Annotated in this window: 1 protein-coding gene; it reads right to left on the minus strand. The window is 73.6% G+C overall.

Going from position 1 to position 2,719, the window contains the following annotated elements:
• Positions 1-2,719: SDR family NAD(P)-dependent oxidoreductase (locus tag ACFV20_RS36685; protein WP_385665428.1), on the minus strand; the 2,719-nt coding region annotated here is incomplete at both ends.

Here is a 2,719-nt window from a genome sequence, read left to right on the forward strand (position 1 = left end):
GGCCGGTAGCGCACCTTCACGCTCTCGCCCAGCGCCCGCTGGACGACCCGTGCGGTCGCCTTGCGGCGATCGGCCACCGACCCCCCGGAGCCCGCCGGGACCGGCTCCACGGCGACGTCGATATGGGCGCCGAGCACTTCCTCCAGGGTCCGTTCCAGATAGGAGCCGAGCAGCGGCGCGACCCACGGCCCGGAGCCGTCCGACTTGCGCACGGCGTGCAGGGTGAGCCCCTCCCACCGCTCGACGACGGCGCCGTCGGGAGTCCGCACGGCGATGTCGTACACATAGGTGTCGCCGTCCCGGTGGCGCTCGGTCGCGCAGTAGCGGACCAGCTCCGGAAGATCCTCGCCGCCCGCCATCGGATACAGCCGCTCGATGCCGGACGGCAGCAGGGTCGCGTCGGGGACGCACACCTGGTTCCCGTGCATCAGGGCGTCACGCATCCCCGGGTCCGCGAGCAGCAGCGTGCCCGGCAGGAAGCCGGCTAACCAGCCGGACGGCGCGTCGAGCGCCACGTCGGCGTCGACGTGCCGTGCGGCGGCCCGGTGGAAGCGCCGCAGCCGTTGGAAGCGCTCGCCCTGGAAGAGCACCCCGCCGTACAGGTCGGTCGCGGGATCCAGCGGGGCGTCCGGCACCTTCGGGCCCACCTGGTCGGGGGCGCCCTCCGGGATCGCCGCGCCCCCGTAGACCAGCCGCGCCCGGAAGTGCTCCGCCGCGAAACCGGTGTCCTGCGCGTGGACGGCCACGTCCACACGGTCGGAGCCGGTGACGGTGGCCGCGATCCGGATGCGGGTCGTGCCGCCGGGCGGCACCACGATCGGGCGCAGGAACCGCGCGTTTTCGATGACCGGCACGTCCTGGCGGCCGGTGACGGCGGAGCCGACCTGGACCATGGCCTCCATGCCGATCACCGCGGGCAGCAGCAGATTGCCGTCCAGCAGGTGGTCGGAGAGGTAGAGGTCCGTGCCGGCGTTCAGCTCGGCCTCGGTGACGAGCTCCACACCGTGGTAGCGCACCAGCGGTTCCCCGGTGAAGCGCAGCAACGGCAGCGGGGGCTGCTCGCGCCGGACGGTTCCGATGCCTTCCGTCCGGCCGCTGATCACCGTCACCACGGGGGCGTCGGGGTCGGAGATCAGTCGCAGCAGGATCTCGATGCCCTGGTCGGGCGAGACCGGCACGATGCCCTCACGGGTGAGGGACTCGACGACCGATAGCTTCTCGCCCATGCCGACGCCGGACCAGACGGACCACTCCATGCACAGCGCCCGGCAGCCCGGGTTCCGGCGGGCCACGTCCTCGGTGAGCCCGGCCAGCCACTCGTTGGCGGTGGCGTAATGGGCCTCCCCCCGCAGTCCCGCCCGGCCGATGATGCTGCCGAAGGTGACCAGGAGCTTGAGGTTCTCCTCGCCGACTACGTCCAGCACATGGCGCAGCCCGTCGACCTTCGGGGCGAGCGTGCTGCGGACGGCGGCCATGTCGAGCCCGCCGAGCGCCGTCGGCTCGTTGCGCCCCGCCCCGTGGAGGAGGGCGGTCACGGGGCCGAGGGCCCCGGTCAGTTCGGCGACCGCCTCGGCGACGCGCACCGGATCGGTGACGTCGGCGGCCGCGTAGGCGACGCGGACACCGCTCTCCTGCATCCGCCCGAGGTTCGCGGCGAGGTCCTGGTCGCTGCCGGGGTCCGAGCGGCCCAGCACCGCCAGCGCCGCCCCGGTCCGCTCGGCGACGGCCAGCGCGCACTCGGCGGTGATGCCCTTGCCGCCGCCTGTGACGAGCAGGACGTCGTCCGGACCCAGCACCTGGTCGGTACGGTCCGGGGCGAAGGGCAGGGCCCGCAGCACGGGCACCCGCCGGGCGCCGTCCTCGGCGAGGTGCACCTCGCTGAAGTGCGTGGTCGCCGCGACCTCGGCGGCCACCCGGTCCGCGGCCCCGTCGGCCACCGGGGTGTGGACGACGGTGGTCCGAAGGTGGGGGGCCTCCAGGTGCAGGGTCTTGGCCAGACCCGCCGCGCCCCGGTCGTGCTGCACCAGGACGAAGCGGCCCTCCCGGCTGCCCGCCAGGGCCGACCTCGCCCCGTCCAGCGCGAGTTCGAGCTGGTCCGCGGAGCATTCCGGCGGCAGGCACACCAGGACCCCGGAGCCCACCGCGGCGTTCTGGAGAGCGTGCCGGACATCGTGGGCGAAGGGGTGGTCGGCGGAGGTGAACAACTCCCACGTGCCGCCCTTCTCGTCCGCCACGGCCGCGGGGAGGGGCAGTTCGTCGAGGTCGACGGAGAAGGGCCGTGCCCAGGCCGCGGCACCCGTCACGACAGGCGCCGCCGTCGTGTCCGCCCCGGTCTCGACCAGGGTGGTGAGAGCAGAAGCCAGCTCCGCCACGGTCGCCGTGGCGAAGTTGGTCGGGATACTGGAAGGGGAGAGGCCGAGCCGGACAGCCGTCTGGTTGACGATCTGACCGACCGTGATCGAGCTCATGTGCAGATCGTCGAGGAGACTGCTGTTCTCGTCGACCAACTCGGTCGGCAGCTCAGCCCGTTCGGCCACCAGCGCGCGCAGCACGTCGAGCGCCGACTCCCCCGCCGAACCGCCGGCCTCCGCGGCCTCCGGGGCCTCGGACTCCTGGACGAGCGGACCGCGAGCGGCCGCGGGAAGCGTGAACTCCGGGGCCTGCTCGCATGGCCTGGCCAGGAAGTGGAACTCCCTCCCCACCTCCAGCGGCCGGGTCA

Source organism: Streptomyces sp. NPDC059696, from assembly GCF_042733745.1.
In the GTDB taxonomy this organism is placed as follows: domain Bacteria; phylum Actinomycetota; class Actinomycetes; order Streptomycetales; family Streptomycetaceae; genus Streptomyces.